Below are 21,007 nucleotides of genomic sequence, written 5' to 3' on the forward strand. Positions count from 1 at the left end.
GGAAGAAGCGCGGGGAAGGGGGTAAATAGATACCACCTTCCACCCGGTCAAAGGGTGGAAGGTGATGTTGACTCAATGGTGCTCGTCAGGCTTCTTCTTCAGCTTCGGGTTCGGGAAGAACTGCACCGCCTGAACCTTGGCGTCCGGCACCTTGAGCGCCGAAGTGTTGACCCGCGTGCCCAATTCCTTGGGCACCGACAGACCTTGTTCATTGAGCGTATCCGAATAACCGCAGGCCACGCATTCGCGATGCGGGACCTCGTCTTCGTTCCACATCATCAATTTGTCCGGCTCGCTACAGGCCGGGCAGACCGCCCCGGCGATAAAGCGTTTCTTCGTGATCACAGGCCCCTCGCTCATGCTGCCGCGTCCTCACTCAGGCCGCTATGGCGCAAGAGTGCGTCAATCGATGGCGCACGGCCACGGAAGTCGACGAACAGCACCATGGGTTCCTGCGAACCGCCACGCGCCAGAATCGCTTCGCGGAACGCACGACCTGTTTCGGCATTGAGCACGCCGTCTTCTTCGAACTTCGAGAAGGCGTCGGCCGACAGCACTTCAGCCCACTTGTAGCTGTAGTAACCCGCTGCGTAACCGCCGGCGAAGATGTGGGCGAAGCTGTTCGGGAAGCGGTTGTAGGCCGGTGGACGCATGACCGAGACCTCGTCACGCACACCTTCGAGTACTTGCAGCACGCTGCGACCGTCGCCGTGGGTGGCGTGCAGTTCGAAGTCGAACAGCGAGAACTCGAGTTGGCGCACCATCATCAGGCCGGACTGGAAGTTCTTCGCCGCGAGCATTTTCTCCAGAAGATCCTGAGGCAGCGGCTCGCCGGTTTCGTAGTGACCGGAGATCAGCGCCAGGCCTTCCGGCTCCCAGCACCAGTTTTCCATGAACTGACTTGGCAGCTCCACCGCATCCCAGGCCACGCCGTTGATGCCGGACACGCCGGCGTGTTCTACGCGGGTCAGCAGGTGATGCAGGCCGTGACCGAATTCGTGGAACAGGGTGGTCACTTCATCGTGGGTCAGCAGGGCCGGTTTGCCGCTGTCGGCTGGGGTGAAGTTGCACACCAGATTGGCCACCGGGCTTTGCAGCACGCCGCTGATGGTGCGGCGACGGTCACGGGCGCCGTCCATCCAGGCACCGCCGCGTTTGTTGGCGCGGGCATAGAGGTCGAAGAAGAAGCGGCCGACGTGCTGGCCGTTTTCCTTGATTTCGAACAGGCGAACATCCGGGTGCCAGGCGTCGAAGCCTTTCAGTTCGGCGATCTCGATGCCGTACAGGCGCTGGACGATAGCGAACAGGCCGCCCAGCACTTTGTCGATCGGGAAGTAGGCGCGCAGTGCTTCCTGGGCAACGCTGTAACGTTGTTCGCGAAGCTTTTCGCCGTAGAAACCGCTGTCCCAGCTTTGCAGGTCCGGGCTGCCTTGTTCGGCGGCGTAGGCCTTGAGCTGTTCCAGGTCCTGGGCGGCGAACGGTTTGCTGCGTTTGGCCAGATCGCGCAGGAAGCTGAGGACCTGATCGCTGGATTCAGCCATTTTGGTGGCCAGGCTCAGTTCCGAGAAGCTGGCGAAGCCGAGCAGCTTGGCCAGTTCCTGACGCAGGTCGAGGATTTCTTCCATGACCGGGCCGTTATCGTTCTGACCGGCGTTCGGGCCTTGGTCCGACGCACGGGTGCAATAGGCGGCGTAGACTTCTTCGCGCAAGGCACGGTCCTGGGCGTAGGTCATCACCGCGTAATAGCTCGGGAATTCCAGGGTGATGAGGAAGCCATCCAGATCTTTGGCCTGGGCTGCGGCGGCCATTTGCGCCTTGGCCGAATCGGTGAGGCCGGCGAGGGCGGCTTCATCGGTCACGTGCTTGGTCCAGGCTTGAGTCGCGTCGAGCAGCTGGTTGGAGAAGCGGCTGCCCAGCTCCGACAATTTGCTTTGCACTTCGGCGTAGCGCTTCTGCTCGGCGTCCGGCAGATCGATACCCGACAGACGGAAGTCTCGCAGGGCGTGTTCCAGGATGGTTTTCTGCGCCACGTCGAAACCGGCGGCTTCCGGGCTGTTGGCCAAGGCTTCGAAGGCCTCGAACAGTTCACGGTTCTGGCCCAGCTCGGTGGAGTAGGCGCTCAAGGCCGGCAGGCAGGACTCGTAGGCTTCGCGCAATTCGGCGCTGTTGCACACGGCATTGAGGTGGCTGACCGGGCTCCAGGCGGCGCCCAGACGATCATTGAGTTCGTCCATCGCCAGCACCAGGCCGGCCCAGGTCGGTTGTTTGCCCTGGCTGTTGAGGATCTCGATAATGGCGGCACGGTTGTCAGCCAGGATCTGTTCAATGGCCGGTTGTACGTGTTCGGCCCGGATCGCCGAGAAGGGCGGCAGGTCGTAGGACTGCAAAAGAGGGTTGTTCACGCTCACGGTTGGCACCTTGGCTGGAAGAAACATGGGGCCATCTTAATTACAATCGACGCTCACCGCAGCTATCAGCAAAAGAGAGAGAGCCTATCGTGACCCTTCGCAAGTATCAGAACCACACGCCGCTACTGGGTAAAGGCGCTTTTGTCGACGGCTCGGCGGTGGTGATCGGCGACGTTGAAATCGGCGAAGACAGCTCTGTCTGGCCGCTGACGGTGATCCGTGGCGACATGCACCGCATCCGTATCGGTGCGCGCACCAGCGTTCAGGATGGCTGCGTGCTGCACATCACGCATGCCGGGCCGTTCAATCCCGATGGCTTTCCCTGCTTGATCGGAGACGACGTGACCATTGCCCATAAGGTCATGCTGCATGGCTGCAGTGTCGGCAACCGGATTCTGATCGGCATGGGTAGCATCGTCATGGATGGTGCGGTGATCGAGGACGATGTGATTGTCGGCGCCGGCAGTCTGGTGCCGCCGGGCAAGCGTCTGGAAAGCGGCTTCCTGTATGTGGGCAGCCCGGTGAAACAAATCCGCCCGCTGACGGACAAGGAAAATGCCTTTTTCACCTACAGCGCGGCGAACTACGTGAAGCTCAAGAATTTGCATCTGGCTGAAGGCTACGACCAGCTCTGACCCTGCGCCCTTATTCAGGATTCAACATGCATTACCAAACCGTTTTGTTTGATCTCGATGGGACCCTGACCGATCCGCGCGAGGGCATCACCCGTTCGATCCAGTTCGCCCTGAGCAAACTGGGGATCGATGAACCCGACCTGACCAAGCTCGAACACTTCATCGGCCCGCCGTTGTTGCAGGCGTTCATGCAGTTCTACGACTTCGACGAGCCCAAGGCCTGGGAAGCGGTGAATTTCTACCGCGAACGCTTCAAGGTCACAGGCCTGTACGAGAACCGTGTGTTCGACGGCGTCACACCGCTGCTGGAAACCCTCGGCGGGCAAGGGCGACAGTTGTTCATCGCAACCTCAAAGCCGTGGGTGTTCGCCCGGGAAATCGCCCGGCACTTTGACTTCGCCAGGCACTTCAAGGTGATTTACGGTAGCGAACTGGACGGGACACGCACCAACAAAGTCGAGTTGATTGCCCACCTGATGGCCGAAGAAGGCCTGGACCCGGCCAACACTCTGATGATCGGCGACCGCAAACACGACCTGATCGGCGCGCGCAGCAATGGGCTGGATGCGGTGGCGGTCGGTTATGGGTTTGGCAGCCGGGAAGAATTGAGCGCAGAAGCACCGGCCTATCACTTTGAGACGCTGGAAGAGATGCATCAGGCGTTTTTGCGGCGTTGATCAGTACGCCTTCGCGGGCAAGCCTCGCTCCTACAAAAGCAACATAGATCCCGTAGGAGCGAGGCTTGCCCGCGAAGAGGCCCGCCCAGCCACATCCTGTGCAACAGTTACCACCCAAGTCCCTTCTAATCGTCCTAGGCTCAAAGTCTGAGGTCACGATCAAGGAGGATCATTAATGACAGAGCTAAAACATGCTCATCGATTGCGCACCGGCCGATATTCGGAGCCCGGACAGATTTACCTCCTGACAGCCGTCGTTTTGAACCGGCAACCGTTATTCCATGACTTCAAGAGTGGGCGACTGGTAGTCGATGCCCTGAAAACTGCTGAGCAGGAAGGGTTTGCGACGTCACTGGCCTGGGTCGTCATGCCCGATCATTTCCATTGGCTGATCGAGTTATAGAATATTCAGTTACCCAGTTTGATGGCTCGAACCAAATCACGCATCGCAGTAACGCTTAATCGCTCGGCAGGACGCCAAGGTCCGGTTTGGCAACATGGTTATCACGATCGCGCCATTCGTAAGGAAGAAGATCTACAGGCAGTTGCTCGCTACATCGTCGCCAATCCGTTGCGAGCTGGCTTGGTCGAGAGGGTAGGGGATTATCCGCTATGGGACGCGATCTGGTTGTGAGGTTGAAAACGCCTTCGCGGGCAAGCCTCGCTCCTACAAAAGCAACATAGATCCCGTAGGAGCGAGGCTTGCCCGCGAAGAGGCCCGCCCAGCCACCAGATTTTATGACCCCGTCAATGCCTTCAGCGCTACCTTGCGCTCAACCACTGGCAACGCACCAAGCTGCTCGACGGCGGCATAAAACTTCAGCCAGTCCCCACCCTCCTGCCTGAACAGCGCCGCAAACGCCGGCACCCATTGGTCATATAATCCAAATGGCAACAACCGGGCGTTGTTCATTGGCGCTTTGATCCACGCGTCATAGCGTTTATTCCCGGCCCATTGGCTGTCGCGCAGCTGTCGATAGTCATGGCGCAGACGTTCGAATTCCGCCGCTTTGCGTTGGCGCATCTGGTCGGCGGGCAGTGGCAGGGCGTAGAGATTTTCAAGCCGCGTGCGCGTATCCAGAACCAATTGAATAAATTGGTCTCGATGCTGCGCCTGCGCGCCATTGTCCGCTGCCAGACCGCGTGATGCCCGCCATTGCCGGGTGCCTTCCTGCTCGACGAAGGTGGCGAAGGACTCGTTGAACTCGGTGTCGTCCTTCACATAAAAGCGCTGGTGCGCGAGCTCGTGGAAGATCAGCGTTGCCAGCCGCTCGTCGCCCCAACCCATCATTGAGCTGAGAATCGGATCGTTGAACCAGCCGAGCGTCGAATAGGCCTCGACGCCGCCAATGGACACGTCCATACCTTTCAGGCGTTGCAAGGCCGCTTCGCCGCGGGCAGCACTCTGGCTGTAGTAACCGCGATAGGCGACGCAACCGGCGATAGGGAAGCAATGGTTTTGTGCTGTCAGGGAAAATTCCGGCGTGGCAAAGACGTTCCAGACCACGAACGGCCGGCCAATGTCGGCGTACAGACGGTAGCTCTGGTTATCCGGCAGATGCAGCTGTTGGCTGGCGAATGTCCGGGCCTTTTGCGACTGGGTCAGGTGCGCACGCAGCATCGGATCGCGAGACGGATCGGCAAGCACCTGGGCCACCGGCTCCCTGGCCCGCAGCAATTGCAGCTGACCGCTGGCCAACTGGCTGTAATAGCTGACGCTGGCGCAGCCGCTGAGGAATAAAAGCAACATACCCGGAAACAAAATCCGCAAAACGCGATCAAGTAACCCAAGGCTTGGAAGCGGCCTGATCAAAATAAAATCATCCCTGGAGAGTCTGCCCGCAAGACTATCCCGCCCGACTGGAGCTCCGCTATGCGCAAATTGATGCTGACGGGAGGCTTGTTGATGCTGACCGGCTGTGCTGGTTTCGGTTTACCTCACCATGATCCGTCGCAAGCATGGATCGAACTGGACTCACAGCAAGAAGACACCGCCCTGCAAGCGCTGGAAGTCGATGACAAAGCCTCTACCGACAAGCGATATTTCGAGGTGCATCCGGGCCGTCATGAGCTGACGGTGCGCTACCAGTTTGCGGTCCAGCCCACCAACATCGGCCCCGACGCCGAGCCGCTGTGGCGTGACTGCCAGTTAAACGTGAAATTCAACGACTTCAATGCCGGTGAGCGATATCAGCTGCAAGCGGGGAATATCGGCTTCCGGCCGTGGGCAAAGCTCTATGACCAGCAACGAAAAGTGATTGGCCAAGGCACGCCGGCTGGCTGCCAAAGCAGCTGATCGGCGCTATGCTGAATGACCATCCTTTGGGACATTCATCATGCGCAGATTGATGCTGTTGCTCGCGGCAGGCGTGGTTGCCGGCTGCCAGAGTCCGTTACCGGCGGTAAATCCGCAGATGGCCTGGATCGACTTCTCGACGCCATTCCCCAACGACAGGTTGCTGATGGCAGAGCGACTGGACAAACAGCGATTGCGTGACGGGCGTTTTTTCCAGGTGACGCCCGGCAGCCATGAGCTGGTCGTCAGGTTCGACTTTGAGGTGCCCGGTGGTGGGGGCATGAACATGATGAACACCCCCACGGAACGGCTGTGCTACCTGACCGTCAACTACGATCATTTCGAAGCCGGCCAGCGTTATGTGCTGGAAGGCCGTTCGATCGCCTTCACCCCAAGCGCCCGATTGTTCAATGCAAAGCGGGAGATCGTCGCTGAAGATCGGCAGACCTATTGCGTCCCGTGAGGTGAATCAGCGGTCGTTTTTCTGGTAGATGATTTTCTTTGTGCCGTTTTCACAGCTGCCGACGACCATGTTCTGATCGTGGACTTCGTCATTGGTGACGATTTCCAGGGTGTAGGACGAGACGTTATTGGCCTGGATCTTGGCCTCGATCTCGGCCTTGAGTTCTTCACAGGATTTCGGTGCCGCCAGGGCCGAAGTGGCCAGCGTGCAACCGATAATCGCCAAGGCAAAACGTTTCATGGTTGAAGCTCCCTTGAGGCCGCGCGCAGTTTTTGCGCTTGAGCGGCTGTCATTTATTCGACCACAGTTTTGCAAAGCGAGTTCTGACACCGCTCACAAAGCGCAGCTTTATCGTTGGAATTGTGTTGTTTACAAGTTCGCCTTCGCGAGCGGGTCGGGTCGCGAAGGCGTCAGTACATTCAGCGCCTGATCATCAGCTGACCAACGTCGCATCCAGGCTGATTTTCGCATTCAGCACTTTGGACACCGGGCAGCCTTCTTTGGCCTTGTTGCTCAGCTCCTCGAACTGCGCCTGAGTCGCCCCGGGGATTTTCGCCTTGAGGATCAATTTCACCGCAGTGATCGCAAAACCACCGTCGACTTGATCCAGGGTCACTTCAGCATTGGTATCGATGCTGTCAGCCTTGAGCCCGGCATCACCCAGGATCATCGAAAACGCCATCGAGAAACATCCCGCATGCGCCGCGCCGATCAGCTCTTCCGGATTGGTGCCTTTGCCGCCTTCGAAACGAGCCTTGAAGCCGTAGGGCGCTTCTCTGAGTACACCGGTTTCAGTAGAGATCGAGCCGATGCCGGTTTTCAGATCGCCTTCCCAATGAGCCGATGCTTTCTTCGTAATAGCCATGTCTGCCTCCTCAAGATCCGGTGCGAGCGTCGCACCTTCGTGGTTTTCGGTTGCTAGGGTTCTGAGGGTAGACGGTTGTGCAAAGTTCACCTCATCTCATAAAGTCCTACTGCTTTCGTAGGATTTTTTGGCCTGGCTATTGAATCTCGGGTATATGCCCTCATTGCATGAAGCACGCTTATAGATTCGGCAGGTTTTCGTTCGCAAGAAAAACCTGCGCCCACCATTGGAGAAGCAGGCTTATGAAACGACTGTCCGATATCAAGTTTTCGACCCTTGATCTGGTGCCCGTGCGCGAGAACGGCAGCGCGGCCCAGTCGCTGCGTAATTCCCTGGACCTGGCGCAGCATGTCGAAAAATTAGGCTATACCCGCTTCTGGGTCGCCGAACACCACAACATGGACGGCATCGCCAGTTCCGCGACCTCGGTATTGCTCGGCTACCTGGCCGGTGGCACGTCGACCATTCGTGTCGGCTCCGGCGGCGTGATGCTGCCCAACCACGCGCCGCTGGTGATCGCGGAGCAATTCGGCACACTCGAAAGCCTGTATCCAGGCCGGATAGATCTGGGTTTGGGGCGCGCCCCTGGTTCCGATCAAATGACTGCACGCGCCCTGCGTCGCGAACGTTCCGGCAGCGCCGACGAGTTTCCGGAAGATGTTACGGAGCTGATGCGATATCTCGGCCCACGCACGCCTGACCAGCGAATCATCGCCATGCCGGGCACCGGCACCAATGTCCCTGTCTGGTTGCTGGGCTCCAGCCTGTTCAGTGCACAACTGGCCGGTGAGCGCGGTTTGCCCTACGCCTTCGCCTCGCATTTCGCACCGCGTTTCATGCACGAGGCGATTCGCGTCTACCGTAATCACTTCAAGCCTTCGGCGGTGCTGGATAAGCCGTATGTGATGCTCGGTGTGCCGCTGGTCGCCGCTGACACTGACGAGCAGGCGGATTACCTGGCGACATCGGTCTATCAGCGCATCCTGGCGTTGATGCGTGGCCAAAGCCTGGTGCAGCGTCCGCCGGTGAAAACCATGGATGGCCTGTGGCTGCCACATGAGAAAGAAGCCGTCGGCGATTTCCTCGGGCTGGCGATGGTGGGCAGCCCGCAGAAGATCCGCGCCAAGCTTGAAGTGCTGATCGAGCAGACTCAGGCGGACGAGCTGATTTTCACCTGCGACCTTTACGAACATGCGGATCGGGTGCATTCCTATGAGCTGCTGGCGCAGGTCATGAAGGGCTGAGGCGCCGACGCCGCCACACAAAAAAGCCGACGCATTGCGTCGGCTTTTTGATTTGTAAGGGACATCAGTCTTTCTTGTAGACGATTGCCTTGGTGCCCTTTTCACAGGTACCGACGACTGTTCCGCCGGCCTCAGCGCCTTTATCGACGATTTCCAGTGAATAGCCGGCAACGCCCTTGACATCCAGTTTTGCTGCGATTTCGGCTTTCAGCTCTTCGCACGATTTGCCGTCAGCAAAGGCTGTTCCTGCAAGGCTCAACAAACCTACCGCTAAAATAAAATACTTCATCTGTCGCATTCCCTGGTCGGATCAAAGGGAGCATCCAGCCATCAGCCGGAGGCACTCATGTAGCGCTTTGCCATTTCCCTATGGCATTCGGCCAGCGCGCAAGTTCAGGAGACTAGCTCAAACTCAGCTGCTGGCAATCCGGAACCCGACTTTGAGCGTCACCTGAAAGTGAGCGGCCTTGCCATCCTTGATGTGCCCGCGGGTTTCGGTCACTTCAAACCATTCCAGGTGCTTGATGCTCTTATTGGCTTCGGCCAGCGCGTTATTGATGGCGTCCTCAATGCTGCTGGTGGACGAGCCAACCAATTCGACTTTCTTGTAGGTGTGATGGTCAGTCATGGCGTTCTCCTTGGGTGTGAAATACAGCCTAGCAGTGATTTTTCGTATTACTTCTGTCGGCTAATACCATGCAGAAGTTCAGATTTACTGCACTTTCTCGAACCCTTGAAGTCCCAACCAACACACGCTACTCATCATCAATGAAGGAGAGCCACCATGGCCAACACCTCTTTACGTAAAGCCTCATTGCAAAGCATGGAAGCCGAGATCGAGAGTCTGCTGAAATCTTTGGAAAATCTGAAAGACGACGCCTCGGACGAGTCGCGTAAAACCCTCAAAGCGCTGAAAGGCAACGCCGAGAACGCGCTGAAACATTCGCGCCATCTGCTCAGCGATGCGTATGAAGAAGTCAAAGTCAAAACCCGCGAAACCGGGATTGCCACTCGGGACTACGCCCAGGAACACCCTTGGACTACTGCGGGCGTCGCTGTCGGCGCACTGGGTCTGCTTGCGGCTTATCTGCTGTTCAAGCGCGGCGACTGATCGGTTTGGTGCAGCTCGGCCTTGAGCCACTGCGCCAACTGTCGAGCGCGCCCGTCCGCGGCGCGCTTGGGTAGCCACAAGGCCAGTTGCGCCGGGGTTTCACTGAATCCCCAGGGCGCAACCAGGCGACCGGCCTTCAAGTCCTCAGCCACCAGCGGCTCAGGCGCAATCGCCACCCCCAGCCCCGCTACGGCTGCTTCCAGCAAATAATACAAATGCTCGAAACTTTGACCGTACTTCAACGCCTTGGCGTCGAGGCCACTTTGCTGTGCCCAGCTCGGCCAAGCCTGTGGGCGCGAGGTGGTGTGCAGCAAGGGTTCGTTCAATAACGCTGTGGCCTGCGCAGCTTGCAGCCTTTCATAACCCGCGAAACGCGGACTCATTACCGGGCCAATTCGTTCGCTGGCCAACTCATAGACTTGCATGTCCGCCGGCCATGGCGGCTCGGCAAACACCAGCAGGGCATCGAGCCCCGGCCGTCGCGGATCGAGATCGCCTTCCCCGGCCGACAGGTGCAGGCGCAGGTCGGGCAAGTCCGCATTCAGTCGTCCCAGGCGTGGAATAAACCAGCGCGCCAACAAACTGCCCGAGCAACCCAAAACAAATGGAGCGTCAGCGGTGCTTTGGGTCAGCTCTGCGCAAACCGTGCGTAGACGTTCAAAGGCCTCACCGCTGGCATCGCGCAAACGCACGCCGGCATCTGTGAGTTTCAGGCCGCGTCCATCCTTGATGAACAGGCTCACACCGAGGTGTTCTTCGAGCACCTTGAGTTGTCGGCTGACCGCGCCATGAGTGACGTGCAGCTGTTCGGCAGCCTGACTGACGCTGTTCAGCCGTGCCGTGGCTTCAAAGGCGCGAAGGGCGTTGAGCGGGGGAAGGTCGTGGCTCATGGGATCTGTGAGTTTTCCTGACAGGTTGTGGCGATCTTATCGGTTTTCAGGCTGGGACGTCAGGGGTAGAGTGACCGTCATTGTCATCTCACGAATCCCACTGGAGCGACCCATGACCCAGACTAATCTGCGCAACGGCCCCGACGCCAACGGCCTGTTTGGCTCGTTCGGCGGCCGTTACGTCGCTGAAACCTTGATGCCGTTGGTGCTCGACCTGGCCCGTGAATACGAATTGGCCAAGGAAGATCCAGCATTCAAAGAAGAATTGGCCTACTTCCAACGGGACTACGTCGGACGTCCAAGCCCGCTGTACTACGCCGAACGCCTGACCGAATTCTGCGGCGGCGCAAAGATTTATCTGAAACGCGAAGAGCTGAACCACACCGGCGCGCACAAGATCAACAACTGCATCGGCCAGATCCTGCTGGCGCGGCGCATGGGCAAGAAACGCATCATTGCCGAGACCGGCGCCGGCATGCACGGCGTGGCGACGGCGACCGTGGCTGCACGTTTCGGCCTGGATTGCGTGATCTACATGGGCACCACCGACATCGAACGTCAGCAGGCCAACGTGTTCCGCATGAAGCTGCTGGGCGCCGAAGTGATCCCGGTGGTCGCCGGGACTGGCACCCTGAAAGACGCGATGAACGAAGCGTTGCGTGACTGGGTGACCAATGTCGACAGCACCTTCTACCTCATCGGCACCGTGGCCGGTCCGCACCCTTATCCAGCGATGGTTCGCGACTTCCAGTCTGTTATCGGCAAAGAAACCCGTACTCAACTGCAAGCCCAGGAAGGTCGTCTGCCGGACAGCCTGGTGGCGTGCATCGGTGGCGGTTCCAACGCCATGGGCCTGTTTCACCCGTTCCTCGATGACAAAAGCGTCGAAATCATTGGCGTGGAAGCCGCCGGTTACGGCATTGAAACCGGTAAGCATGCCGCCAGCCTGAACGGCGGTGTTCCGGGTGTGCTGCACGGCAACCGTACTTTCCTGTTGCAGGACGACGATGGCCAGATCATCGACGCCCACTCGATCTCGGCCGGCCTCGACTATCCAGGCATCGGCCCGGAACACGCTTGGTTGCATGACATCGGCCGCGTTCAGTACACCTCGGTGACCGACGACGAAGCCCTCGATGCGTTCCACAAATGCTGCCGCCTGGAAGGGATTATTCCTGCACTGGAAAGCGCCCACGCCTTGGCCGAAGTGTTCAAGCGCGCACCGACCCTGCCCAAAGATCACCTGATGGTGGTCAACCTGTCCGGTCGTGGCGACAAAGACATGCAAACCGTGATGCACCACATGGAACAATCGAAGCAGGAGAAACACTGATGAGCCGCCTGCAAACGCGCTTTGCCGAACTCAAGGAACAGAATCGCGCCGCCCTGGTGACCTTCGTCACCGCTGGCGACCCGAGCTATGACACGTCCCTGGCGATCCTCAAAGGCTTGCCCGGTGCGGGTGCCGATGTGATCGAGTTGGGCATGCCTTTCACCGATCCAATGGCCGATGGCCCGGCCATCCAGTTGGCCAACATCCGCGCCCTTGGCGCCAAGCAGAACCTGGCGAAAACCCTGCAAATGGTTCGCGAGTTCCGTGAAGGCAATACCGAGACGCCGCTGGTGCTGATGGGGTATTTCAACCCGATCCACATGTACGGCGTGCCGCGCTTCATCGCCGACGCCAAGGAGGCCGGTGTTGATGGTTTGATCGTGGTCGACCTGCCGCCGGAGCATAACGGTGAGCTGTGCGAGCCGGCGCAGGCCGCCGGACTGGATTTCATCCGCCTGACCACGCCGACAACCGACGATGTGCGCCTGCCGACCGTTCTGAACGGCAGCTCTGGCTTCGTCTACTACGTGTCGGTTGCCGGTGTGACCGGGGCGGGCGCGGCGACGCTGGAACACGTTGAAGAAGCGGTTGCTCGTCTGCGTCGCCACACCGACCTGCCGATCAGTATCGGTTTCGGCATTCGCACACCGGAGCAAGCGGCATCCATCGCGCGTCTGGCCGATGGTGTGGTGGTAGGGTCGGCATTGATCGACCACATCGCCAATGCCTCAACGCCGGCGCAGGCGGTTGATGGCGTGCTGAGCCTTTGCTCGGCGTTGGCTGAAGGCGTGCGTAAGGCCCGCGTCAGCTGAAGGTAAAGTTCCTGATACAGAGGAATTAGAGCCTCGCGGCACAGACTAAACAGCAAGACCGAGGGCTTCAGGACTACGTTCTGAAGCCCTTTTTGCTGTGTGTGCAGTGAGGAAAGACCTGATGAAAATGCCGAAACGTCTGATTGCCAGCCTGGGCGTGCTGATGCTCAGTGCCACGCCGCTGCTGCATGCGAGCGCCGATCAGCGCGACGATCACGACCGCGGCGGCCCGCCGCAGGGCCATTACGATAACCGTGGTGACAACCATGGCGATGACCACCGTGGCCCGCAGGACAATCATCGCGGCGGCCCTCCGCCACGGGACTTCGGCCCGGTGCGCCAGACTATTCACGATAACCACGGCTATTTTGTACGCGGGGCACCACCTCCTCCAGGTGTTCATCTGGTGCGTGGTCGACCATTGCCTCACGGCTATTACGGTGAGCGTCTGGATAATCGTGCCTTGGGGCGGCTGCCGCATTACCCGGGCTACGAATGGCGCCGTGCAGGGGGCGACATTGTGCTGATCGCCGTGGGCACCGGGATCGTCTATGAAATTCTGGAAGGGGTGCTTTGATTTAACGTGCAGGCAAAAAGAAGGCGTCATGGATCATCCACGACGCCTTCTTGCTTATGGCAACTCCAGCCCGCCTGCTGCTTTATGCAATTTGCGCAAATGTTCGCCAACCAGTTTCAGGTTGGCTTCATTGGCGGCCATCTCCGCTGCCCGGCCTGGTTCGAGCAGCGCTCTGACTTCCTTGTCCAGATCGCCGGTCAGCAGCTGAAGCTGCTTCTGCCGCAGGTTGCTTTCCGATTCCAGGCGCTGCCATTCATTCGGTTGAGGCAATCCGTAACCGCCGGTGCCGAGCAGCTCTGCGGGACGACTGAGGAAGCCGCTATTAGCGAGAATTTGCTGCAAGGTCTCGTTTGCCTTGTCCATACCGCCGTTCTTCAATTCCCGTGCGCCCAGATAACGCTGTTTAACTTCATCCTGGGCCAGCACCAGTTGTTGACGGAAGCTTGCCTGCTCCAGCAACAGCAATGCCGCGCTGGTGCGCAAGTCAGCCTGCTCAAACCATTGCCGGCGCTCGTCAGCTTTTAATGCCAGCCAGTCTTCGACTTTTTCCTGCTTGATCGGCAAGTGCTTTTTCAGCACTTCGAACATCGCTTGGTAACGATCACGGAAGGAGTCGAAGCGGTAACCCAGGCGCAACGCTTCGCGTGGGTCATCCAGCACGCTGGTATTCGCCAGTCCGCGGCCCTTCATCACTTCCAGCAAGCCGTTGGGCATGATGCTGTCGAGCCCGACCAGTTTCGCGTTGTTGCTGCCGCTGCGCAGCAACTTCAAGCCTTCCACCGCGCAGTTGTTGGAGAGGAAATAATAATTGCCGTCGTAACTCCAATGCATCTCGGCGGCGTGTTCCACCACGTCTTCAATTTCGTTGCGCGTCAGGTTCAGCGGTACCGAGGCCAGGCTGCGCAGTTCAGTCTTGGTGTATTCGTCGATCACTTGGGCCAACGGCAGTACAAACAGGCGCGAGGGGTATTTACCCACCAGCCCATCCCAGCTCGAGAGCTGCACGTCGCCGACGAAGGCGCGGTAGGACAAGACCAGGTGCTGGTCGAGATCCAGTCGGCAATCTGGCCCGCGAGGCCGACCCGGCGCGCAGATCACCAGGCGCAACATGCTGTGCCCCCAGCGACTGACCCAGTTCTGGTTGGCTTCGGCCAGCAGATAGTCGACGGCGTACACCCGTTCCGGATCGACTTGGCCCAGCGGTTGTTTAGCAAAGTCGTTGCCGGCATTGAGGAAGGCAAAGGATTTGCTGCACGGGTCCTTGGCGGCGGGAGCCCAGCCGAAATGTTCTTTGTAGTAGCGATACAGCGCGGGGCGACGGCAGGCATAGCTCGGGTCGATTAGGAAATACTCCATGTTGACCGCGACAAACTCTTTGGGACTGCTCGTTTCGTAGATGTCCGGGCTGCGGGCGATCTGCCGGTTGTGCTGCTCGCGCTCGCCACGGCGACCGACGTATTGCGGCCAGCCGGCCAGGTCGAGCAAGCGCGGATCATCGCTCAGGGTAAAGCGGCGGTCGGATTGACCACGGCATTCATCCGGGATGCCGATCAGGCCGGAACTGTTGTTGCGCCGGGTACAGCGCTGGATCAGCGTACGTCCCGCGTCCGGCCACAGGCGCGAACGGTCGTAAATATGGGTGAGTTCATGCAACACCGTTGCGAGCATTTCGCGGCGGACGGTGCCGTGGGGGCGATAGGTTTTTTTGGTGGCAGCGCTGCCGTCCGTGAGGCTGGCGAGCAGGTTGCGGTTCAGGTCGAGTTCGGACACCAGCGAAGCCTGGCCATAGGCATTGCTCGGCATGTCGTCGGTCCAGCCAACATCAATGCGCCGGTCCAGTTTTTCGATAAAACGTGGCGGCAAGGCCTGCATGGCTTCATCGAGCAACGCCTGACTGGCTTGCTGTTGTTCAGGGCTCAGACCCTCGGTCTTGAGTCGTAATTGCAAGCCAGCCTGGGCCGTGTTGCACAGCAGCAACATCAGCCCGGCCAGCAGCCAGGCGTTTGGCGACCTCACAGCGCGAGGATGGCTTCGGCGAGCACCTGATCACTGGCGTCCCGGGCTTCCGGCACACGGGTGCGCAATGTACTGAAGGCGGCCTCCAGATGCGCACCACGAATATCCCCATCGCTGGCGACGAAACTCGCGGCATCATCGTGGGCTTCGCGAATAATTTTCGAGTCGCGAATGGACGTCGTGGTATCGGAAGTGAAATCAAGTGTGCGTTGGGTGGCATTGATGAGGATGTTGCTGGTGGCAACCAAGGTGTGCGCCTGGGTCACATCGGCCAATAAAAGCAGGCCAAGGGCAACAGCAATCAGAGGGCTACGCATGGAACGACTCCGCAAGGACAAAGGATAACTATTGGACGAGAATTGCCTGCGCCAGTTCAAGGTCGCTTGCATGAAGTTTTGGCTGGCTGCGGCGCAAGTAAATCAACGCGGATTCCAGTTGCGCTCCGCGTAGTTGGCCGTCACTGGCAATGAACGCCGCAGCGTCATCGTGTGCGGCGATCAGCAGCTTACGGTCGAAGGGGGCGGCGGTCACCATGCTGGTGGCGTAACCCGTGACGACGATGCCTTGGGTCGACAAGTTGAACGCGTCGAAGGCATAGGTCGGGGCCGACCAGCAGGCCGCGAGAAATACTGAAATGAAAAGCTGCTTTGAAAGAAGACGCATGAGACTCGTTTGTCGAAAGCGAGTCCAAAGGCTAGCGCAATCCCCGGGCTAGAGCCAGTGCCGAAACATTGGGACACGACAGGCGTGTCCCATGTGACAGCGTTGCTTAGATCGTCAGGATGGCCTGTGCCAGCTGTGCATCAGTGGCGTTTAGCTGAGGAGCCTGGTGGCGGATGTGGTCAAGTGCGCTTTCCAGTTTCACGCCACGAATGGCGCCTTCGCTGGCGACGAAGCTGGCGGCGTCGTCACGGGCAGCGCGCACGATCTTGTCATCGCGAAAGGAGGAAGTGACATCGGAGGTTGCATCGGAACTGGACTTAAGTGCGCCTACGACGGCATCCGTGGTCACGATAAAGCTGGTCGCGTGGGAATTGGCAGCCACGGCAAGCAGGGCTGCAGCGCTGAGCAGACGAAGACGGGACATGGTGTAACTCCTTTGGATAACCGATTGAGAGGTGTTGAGGTAGCTGTTGAGTCAGACGCCTGTCGAACAGCGCTCGCCACGTTCTGGCTTGATATTAGGCCTGCTTTTATCGGTTCGAACAGTCCCTTCTGTTAAAGCAGCGGCCTAGCGCCAGAACGGTTTATCCAATTCATTAATCCGATCCGCGTGGCTGATGCCTAGGTCCGAGAGTTGCTGATCATTGAGCTGGCCCAGCAAACGCCGGGTTCTGGCTCTCTCAAGGGCGGCGGCGAGCGACTGCAGCAATCGTTTAAGTCTGTGGAGTCGAGGCTTCTTTAGAAGTGCGGGGGCAGAAACATTCAGTAAGTTATCCATGGCGCGAAGTCCTTTTGCCGGAGAGTCAGGACTTCATGTTGAGCGCAGCGACACTGGGCCTACAGATACACTGTCGTAAAATTGTACTGGTGCAATATGATAAATATTAAAACTGTACTCATTGTCGGCTAACCCTTTTGTACGGCCGCCGACTAGGGCCGAAAACGACAAAGCCCGTCGTGGTTTCCCACGACGGGCTTTGTTTTTTCAATTTGGAGTGCTGGCGGTGGACCCGGTGGGTCAGAGCCAGCGACGCTAACTTAGCGCCAGAACGGCTTGCTCAGCTCTTCGTAGCGTTGTGCTTCGCTAATCCCGGCATCAGCCAGCAGACGCGAATCCAGACGAGCCAGTTGATGGCGGCTGGAGATGCGGCGCTGCCACAGCATCAGGTTGGCAATAACGCGAAGAGGCATGGAAGCCTGGGTTTTTGCAGCGGTATCTTCGAAGAACAGTTCGGAACTGAGTGTACGTTCCATGGTTGACATCCTTCCGCTTGTGGCGGGATTAGGTAGTGGTTTAACTGATGCCAATGATCCTCTCGTTTGGCTAGTCTCTGTAGATACAGTTCACCTGTATTGTGAGGGACCAGTTAACTGTTAATAGGGGGTGTACTGGTCGAAATTGAGGCAACTGTACCTGTCGGCACTATATTGGTGCGATTTTGATGTTTTCGCTTGAATGGGTAGGCAAATACGGTAGGAAATGACCAGTACAGCAGTACAGTTTTAAACAGAATCTAGTGTGGCCAAAGCCAGCTGACGCAACTGTGTTTGCGTCAGCTGTTTTTTTGCTGAATCAGACCGCCAGCATTCGTCCGGTTTCTTCCAGGTTGATGTGCCAGCGCAGGGCATCGCGCAGGATATGCGGGGTGTGCCCGCCCAATGCGCAGGCCGACGTAAAGTAGTCATCCAGCGCCTGGCGATAGTCCGGGTGCACACAGTTGTCGATGATCACCCGTGCTCGCTCCCGTGGTGCCAGGCCACGCAGGTCGGCCAGGCCAATCTCCGTCACCAGGATGTCGACGTCATGCTCGGTATGGTCGACGTGGCTGACCATCGGCACCACGCTGGAGATCGCGCCACCCTTGGCGATGGATTTGGTCACGAAGATTGCCAGGTGCGCGTTGCGCGCAAAGTCCCCGGAGCCGCCGATGCCATTCATCATGCGTGTGCCGCAGACATGGGTAGAGTTGACGTTGCCGTACAGGTCGAACTCCAGAGCGGTGTTGATGCCGATGATGCCCAGGCGCCGCACGACTTCCGGGTGGTTCGAGATTTCCTGTGGCCGCAGGACCAGTTTGTCCTTATAGCGCTCGAGGTTGCCGAAGACGTCGGCGTTGCGCCGGCTCGACAGGGTGATCGAGCTACCTGACGCAAAACTCAGCTTGCCGGCGTCGATCAGGTCGAAGGTCGAGTCCTGCAGCACCTCGGAATACATGGTCAGGTCTTCGAATGGCGAGTCGATCAGGCCGCACATTACCGAGTTGGCGATGTTGCCGATACCGGCCTGCAATGGGCCGAGCTTGTTGGTCATGCGCCCGGCAGCCACTTCTTGCTTGAAGAAGTCGATCAGGTGATCGGCAATGGCTTGGGTGTCGACGTCCGGCGGCAGGACAGTGGAGGGCGAGTCGGACTGGTTGGTGATCACGATCGCGACAATCTTTTCCGGCGGGATGGGGATGGCGGTGCTGCCAATGCGATCGTCAACCTTTACCAGCGGAATCGGCGTGCGAGTCGGGCGATAGGTCGGGATATAGATGTCGTGTAGACCTTCGAGATTCGGGTTGTGCGCGAGGTTGATCTCGACGATCACCTGTTTGGCGAAAATCGCGAAGCTGGCCGAGTTGCCAACCGAGGTGGTCGGCACGATATGGCCCTGCTCGGTGATCGCCACGGCCTCAATCACGGCGATGTCCGGCAGCGTGAGTTGCTGGTTGCGCAATTGCTCCACGGTTTCCGAGAGATGCTGGTCAATGAACATCACTTCGCCGGCGTTAATCGCCTTGCGCAAAGTGCTATCAACCTGGAATGGCATGCGTCGCGACAGTACGCCGGCTTCGGTGAGCTGTTTATCGAGGTCATTGCCCAGACTGGCGCCGGTCATCAACGTGATTTTCAGCGGGGTGATTTTGGCGCGCTCGGCCAATGCGTGGGGGACGGCTTTGGCTTCGCCAGCGCGAGTGAAACCACTCATGCCGACGGTCATGCCGTCCTGAATCAGAGCGGCAGCGTCAGCGGCGCTCATCACCTTTTCCAACAACGAAGGCAAGCGAATACGATCACGGTACATGGATGGTTATCTCGGGCAACGGAAGCAAGGTGTGCAGTCTAGTGATTTGAAAAAAATCCGTCCCGCTACCATGGTCGAATGCAGAGGCCTGATTTAGAGCCTTTGGTCGGGTTTCACGGGGAATAAAAAAACCCCAGCCTACTAAAGGCTGAGGTTTTGGGTATTGCGTTGGAGCAGGTTTTACTCGACAGCTTTGACCATGTCTTCGATGACTTTCTTGGCGTCGCCGAAGACCATCATGGTTTTGTCGAGGTAGAACAGTTCGTTGTCCAGGCCGGCATAACCGCTGGCCATCGAGCGTTTGTTGACGATGATGGTCTTGGCCTTGAACGCCTCGAGAATCGGCATACCGGCAATCGGCGATTTCGGGTCGTTCTTCGCGGCCGGGTTGACCACGTCGTTGGCGCCGAGCACCAGCACTACGTCGGCCTGACCGAACTCGGAGTTGATGTCTTCCATCTCGAACACCTGGTCGTAAGGCACTTCGGCCTCGGCCAGCAGCACGTTCATGTGGCCAGGCATGCGACCGGCAACCGGGTGGATCGCGTACTTCACGGTCACACCGCGATGGGTCAGCTTCTCGGTCAACTCTTTAAGCGCATGTTGCGCCCGAGCGACCGCCAGGCCGTAACCCGGAACGATGATCACGGTGTCGGCGTTGGTCAGCAGGAAGGTCGCGTCGTCAGCCGAACCGGATTTAACCGGGCGGGCTTCTTTCGAACCGGCCGGGCCAGCCGCGTCTGCCGTATTGCCGAAACCACCGAGCAGTACATTAAAGAAGGAGCGGTTCATCGCCTTGCACATGATGTACGAGAGGATCGCACCGGACGAACCCACCAGCGAACCGGCGATGATCAGCATCGAGTTGTTCAGCGAGAAGCCGATCCCCGCGGCTGCCCAGCCGGAGTAGCTGTTAAGCATCGACACCACCACCGGCATGTCGGCCCCGCCGATCGGGATGATGATCAGCACACCCAGGACGAAGGCCAGGGCCAGCATCAACGCGAAGGCACTGAGGTTGCCGGTCAGCATGAAGGTGATGCCCAGCGCCAGAGTGGCCAGGCCCAGCAACAGGTTCAGCTTGTGCTGGCCACCAAACTGTACCGGTGCGCCCTGAAACAGGCGAAACTTGTACTTGCCCGACAGCTTGCCGAAAGCGATCACAGAGCCGGAGAAGGTGATTGCACCGATGGCCGCACCCAGGAACAGTTCCAGACGGTTGCCCGCCGGAATCGCATCACCGAGCTGTTTGACGATGCCCAACGATTGCGGCTCAACGACCGCCGCGATCGCAATAAACACCGCAGCCATACCGATCATGCTGTGCATGAAAGCGACCAGTTCCGGCATCTTGGTCATTTCAACGCGCTTGGCCATGATCGAGCCGGCAGTGCCGCCGACCAGCAATCCGACGATGACGTAACCGATACCGGCGGTGGCCAGCTCAGCGCCCAGCTTATAGATGAGGCCTACGGTAGTGAGAATCGCCAGGCCCATGCCGAGCATGCCGAACAGGTTGCCACGGCGCGACGTGGTCGGGTGCGACAGGCCTTTGAGCGCCTGGATGAAGCAGATGGACGCAATCAAGTACAGCGTCGTTACGAGGTTCATGCTCATTACTTGGGCGCCTCTTCTTTTACTTTCGGGGCTTTTTTCTTGAACATCTCAAGCATTCTGCGGGTGACCAGGAAACCACCGAACACGTTTACCGCGGCCAGCGCCACGGCGAGGGTGCCCATGGTTTTGCCCAGTGGCGTCACGGTCAACGCGGCGGCCAGCATGGCGCCGACGATGACAATCGCCGAGATGGCGTTGGTGACTGCCATCAGGGGGTGTGCAATGCGGGCGTTACGTTCCAGACCACGTGATAACCGACATAAATCGCCAGCACGAAGATGATCAGGTTGTAGATACCGGGGGAGATAAGCTCTTCCATCGTCTGAATCCCTG

The 21,007-nt window shown here is 58.7% G+C and carries 25 protein-coding genes and 2 pseudogenes; 10 read left to right on the plus strand and 17 right to left on the minus strand.

Going from position 1 to position 21,007, the window contains the following annotated elements; translation table 11 throughout:
- Positions 1 to 72: 72 nt before the first annotated feature.
- Both HP062_RS21355 and prlC read right to left on the minus strand, forming a co-directional pair.
- Positions 73 to 360, minus strand: coding sequence for a YheV family putative zinc ribbon protein (locus tag HP062_RS21355; RefSeq protein WP_010465685.1), 288 nt, complete (start codon positions 358 to 360; stop codon positions 73 to 75).
- Positions 357 to 2,435, minus strand: a complete 2,079-nt coding sequence (gene prlC, locus HP062_RS21360; RefSeq protein WP_172791985.1) for an oligopeptidase A — start codon at positions 2,433 to 2,435, stop codon at positions 357 to 359. The genes HP062_RS21355 and prlC overlap by 4 nt, the downstream gene beginning before the upstream one ends.
- 62 nt (positions 2,436 to 2,497) lie before the next feature.
- Between prlC and HP062_RS21365 the strand changes: the two genes are divergently transcribed.
- The 3 genes and pseudogenes from HP062_RS21365 to HP062_RS21375 all read left to right on the plus strand — a co-directional run bounded on the left by HP062_RS21365 (position 2,498) and on the right by HP062_RS21375 (position 4,354).
- Positions 2,498 to 3,043: a gamma carbonic anhydrase family protein gene (locus HP062_RS21365; RefSeq protein WP_010465689.1), complete on the plus strand. Its 546-nt coding sequence runs from the start codon at positions 2,498 to 2,500 to the stop codon at positions 3,041 to 3,043.
- A gap of 26 nt (positions 3,044 to 3,069) precedes the next feature.
- A complete protein-coding gene (locus HP062_RS21370; RefSeq protein WP_145306384.1) occupies positions 3,070 to 3,720 on the plus strand; it encodes an HAD family hydrolase in 651 nt (216 codons plus the stop codon).
- A 175-nt stretch (positions 3,721 to 3,895) separates the two neighbouring features.
- Positions 3,896 to 4,354 (plus strand): annotated as a pseudogene (locus HP062_RS21375) (transposase).
- A 102-nt stretch (positions 4,355 to 4,456) separates the two neighbouring features.
- On the opposite strand, the gene HP062_RS21380 reads toward HP062_RS21375, so the two are convergent.
- Positions 4,457 to 5,533 (minus strand): aminopeptidase, encoded by a 1,077-nt coding sequence (locus tag HP062_RS21380; protein ID WP_172791986.1) that lies wholly within the window; start codon positions 5,531 to 5,533, stop codon positions 4,457 to 4,459.
- Positions 5,534 to 5,593: 60 nt separating this feature from the next.
- Between HP062_RS21380 and HP062_RS21385 the strand changes: the two genes are divergently transcribed.
- Together HP062_RS21385 and HP062_RS21390 are read left to right on the plus strand one after the other, a co-directional pair.
- Positions 5,594 to 6,016, plus strand: coding sequence for a hypothetical protein (locus tag HP062_RS21385; RefSeq protein ID WP_077748817.1), 423 nt, complete (start codon positions 5,594 to 5,596; stop codon positions 6,014 to 6,016).
- A gap of 40 nt (positions 6,017 to 6,056) precedes the next feature.
- Positions 6,057 to 6,479 carry a hypothetical protein gene (locus tag HP062_RS21390; RefSeq protein WP_145306378.1) on the plus strand — a complete coding sequence of 141 codons (423 nt, stop codon included), beginning with the start codon at positions 6,057 to 6,059 and terminating at the stop codon, positions 6,477 to 6,479.
- A gap of 6 nt (positions 6,480 to 6,485) precedes the next feature.
- On the opposite strand, the gene HP062_RS21395 is transcribed toward HP062_RS21390, so the two are convergent.
- Positions 6,486 to 6,719 carry a DUF1161 domain-containing protein gene (locus HP062_RS21395; protein ID WP_010465702.1) on the minus strand — a complete coding sequence of 78 codons (234 nt, stop codon included), beginning with the start codon at positions 6,717 to 6,719 and terminating at the stop codon, positions 6,486 to 6,488.
- A 193-nt stretch (positions 6,720 to 6,912) separates the two neighbouring features.
- Complete coding sequence (locus HP062_RS21400) at positions 6,913 to 7,344, minus strand: OsmC family protein (RefSeq protein ID WP_008152515.1); 432 nt, start codon at positions 7,342 to 7,344, stop codon at positions 6,913 to 6,915.
- 242 nt (positions 7,345 to 7,586) lie between these two features.
- Between HP062_RS21400 and HP062_RS21405 the strand changes: the two genes are divergently transcribed.
- Positions 7,587 to 8,588 carry an LLM class flavin-dependent oxidoreductase gene (locus HP062_RS21405; RefSeq protein WP_010465706.1) on the plus strand — a complete coding sequence of 334 codons (1,002 nt, stop codon included), beginning with the start codon at positions 7,587 to 7,589 and terminating at the stop codon, positions 8,586 to 8,588.
- 64 nt (positions 8,589 to 8,652) lie between these two features.
- Here the strand turns inward: HP062_RS21405 and HP062_RS21410 are convergent, their stop codons facing one another.
- Complete coding sequence (locus tag HP062_RS21410) at positions 8,653 to 8,877, minus strand: DUF1161 domain-containing protein (RefSeq protein ID WP_010465708.1); 225 nt, start codon at positions 8,875 to 8,877, stop codon at positions 8,653 to 8,655.
- Between the two features lie 123 nt (positions 8,878 to 9,000).
- Positions 9,001 to 9,216, minus strand: coding sequence for a dodecin (locus HP062_RS21415; protein WP_010465710.1), 216 nt, complete (start codon positions 9,214 to 9,216; stop codon positions 9,001 to 9,003).
- Between the two features lie 156 nt (positions 9,217 to 9,372).
- Here HP062_RS21415 and HP062_RS21420 point away from each other — a divergent pair, with 156 nt between their 5' ends.
- A complete protein-coding gene (locus HP062_RS21420) occupies positions 9,373 to 9,699 on the plus strand; it encodes a YqjD family protein (RefSeq protein ID WP_010465712.1) in 327 nt (108 codons plus the stop codon).
- On the opposite strand, the gene HP062_RS21425 is transcribed toward HP062_RS21420, so the two are convergent.
- A complete protein-coding gene (locus HP062_RS21425; RefSeq protein WP_010465714.1) occupies positions 9,672 to 10,589 on the minus strand; it encodes a LysR family transcriptional regulator in 918 nt (305 codons plus the stop codon). The two genes, HP062_RS21420 and HP062_RS21425, sit on opposite strands and share 28 nt — an antisense overlap.
- A gap of 112 nt (positions 10,590 to 10,701) precedes the next feature.
- On the opposite strand from HP062_RS21425, the gene trpB reads away from it, so the two are divergent.
- The 3 genes from trpB (at position 10,702) to HP062_RS21440 (ending at position 13,311) form a co-directional block, all read left to right on the plus strand.
- Complete coding sequence (gene trpB / locus HP062_RS21430) at positions 10,702 to 11,922, plus strand: tryptophan synthase subunit beta (protein WP_010465716.1); 1,221 nt, start codon at positions 10,702 to 10,704, stop codon at positions 11,920 to 11,922.
- Entirely contained in the window at positions 11,922 to 12,734 is an 813-nt protein-coding gene (trpA, locus tag HP062_RS21435) for a tryptophan synthase subunit alpha (RefSeq protein WP_010465718.1), read from the plus strand. Before trpB ends, trpA begins: the two co-directional genes overlap by 1 nt.
- Before the next feature lie 121 nt (positions 12,735 to 12,855).
- Complete coding sequence (locus tag HP062_RS21440; RefSeq protein ID WP_083375334.1) at positions 12,856 to 13,311, plus strand: anti-virulence regulator CigR family protein; 456 nt, start codon at positions 12,856 to 12,858, stop codon at positions 13,309 to 13,311.
- A 54-nt stretch (positions 13,312 to 13,365) separates the two neighbouring features.
- Here the strand turns inward: HP062_RS21440 and HP062_RS21445 are convergent, their stop codons facing one another.
- The 9 genes and pseudogenes from HP062_RS21445 to HP062_RS21485 form a co-directional block, all read right to left on the minus strand.
- A complete protein-coding gene (locus tag HP062_RS21445) occupies positions 13,366 to 15,327 on the minus strand; it encodes a DUF4105 domain-containing protein (protein WP_172791987.1) in 1,962 nt (653 codons plus the stop codon).
- Positions 15,324 to 15,644, minus strand: coding sequence for a DUF2388 domain-containing protein (locus tag HP062_RS21450; protein ID WP_010465724.1), 321 nt, complete (start codon positions 15,642 to 15,644; stop codon positions 15,324 to 15,326). Before HP062_RS21450 ends, HP062_RS21445 begins: the two co-directional genes overlap by 4 nt.
- A 28-nt stretch (positions 15,645 to 15,672) precedes the next feature.
- A complete protein-coding gene (locus HP062_RS21455; protein WP_010465727.1) occupies positions 15,673 to 15,990 on the minus strand; it encodes a DUF2388 domain-containing protein in 318 nt (105 codons plus the stop codon).
- Between the two features lie 106 nt (positions 15,991 to 16,096).
- Positions 16,097 to 16,414, minus strand: a complete 318-nt coding sequence (locus tag HP062_RS21460; protein WP_010465729.1) for a DUF2388 domain-containing protein — start codon at positions 16,412 to 16,414, stop codon at positions 16,097 to 16,099.
- Between the two features lie 144 nt (positions 16,415 to 16,558).
- Positions 16,559 to 16,768, minus strand: a complete 210-nt coding sequence (locus HP062_RS21465) for a DUF1127 domain-containing protein (protein ID WP_010465731.1) — start codon at positions 16,766 to 16,768, stop codon at positions 16,559 to 16,561.
- Positions 16,769 to 17,028: 260 nt separating this feature from the next.
- Entirely contained in the window at positions 17,029 to 17,181 is a 153-nt protein-coding gene (locus HP062_RS21470) for a DUF1127 domain-containing protein (protein WP_370694728.1), read from the minus strand.
- A 382-nt stretch (positions 17,182 to 17,563) separates the two neighbouring features.
- On the minus strand, positions 17,564 to 19,057 hold the full coding sequence (locus HP062_RS21475; RefSeq protein ID WP_172791988.1) for an acetyl-CoA hydrolase/transferase family protein: 1,494 nt from the start codon (positions 19,055 to 19,057) through the stop codon (positions 17,564 to 17,566).
- A gap of 180 nt (positions 19,058 to 19,237) precedes the next feature.
- The gene (locus tag HP062_RS21480; protein ID WP_010465736.1) at positions 19,238 to 20,674 is read right to left on the minus strand and encodes an NAD(P)(+) transhydrogenase (Re/Si-specific) subunit beta; all 1,437 of its coding nucleotides are present in this window, start codon (positions 20,672 to 20,674) and stop codon (positions 19,238 to 19,240) included.
- Positions 20,674 to 20,993 (minus strand): annotated as a pseudogene (locus HP062_RS21485) (NAD(P) transhydrogenase subunit alpha). The gene HP062_RS21480 and the pseudogene HP062_RS21485 overlap by 1 nt, the downstream one beginning before the upstream one ends.
- Between the last annotated feature and the right edge of the window lie 14 nt (positions 20,994 to 21,007).

Origin of the sequence: Pseudomonas sp. B14-6, assembly GCF_013260315.1 — a bacterium.
GTDB classification, from domain to species: Bacteria; Pseudomonadota; Gammaproteobacteria; order Pseudomonadales; family Pseudomonadaceae; genus Aquipseudomonas; species Aquipseudomonas mandelii.